The sequence below is a fragment of the Gilliamella sp. wkB292 genome (genome assembly GCF_001690235.1).
Classification (GTDB): domain Bacteria; phylum Pseudomonadota; class Gammaproteobacteria; order Enterobacterales; family Orbaceae; genus Gilliamella; species Gilliamella apicola_F.
The window spans coordinates 1-347 of the sequence record NZ_LZGO01000001.1 but is presented as its reverse complement, the minus strand read 5'-3'; the positions used below and the strand labels follow the sequence as shown (position 1 = coordinate 347).

The 347-nt window shown below is 49.3% G+C and carries 1 protein-coding gene; it reads right to left on the bottom strand.

The features are described 5' to 3' along the window. The coding region (locus tag A9G09_RS00005; protein WP_218056761.1) for a contractile injection system protein, VgrG/Pvc8 family at nt 1-347 on the bottom strand (347 nt) is incomplete at both ends.

Here is a 347-nt window from a genome sequence, read left to right as displayed (position 1 = left end):
GGTAGGGTTTTAATACCTGATACGGGATGGCGGTAAATGCCACTTCATAAGCATCCGTGCGGTTACCGTGCCCAGCCACACTTATAATGATAAACCCCGCTTGCGTATCGGCTAACGGGTTACCTGTTATGCGAATACGTTGACCCGGCACCAGCTGACAGCGGTTACTTTTACCGCTGATGATTACCTGACTACTGATTGCCTGTTCATGACGAATACGCGCATACCATGTCCCACTTTCAATGCTGTTATCCTGATTACCTTCGCGGTTACCATTTTGCTCTCCTGCCGCAAAACGGTTGGCTGTATCGCTATCACGACCAGCATTAGCCGTGCCATTATCATTC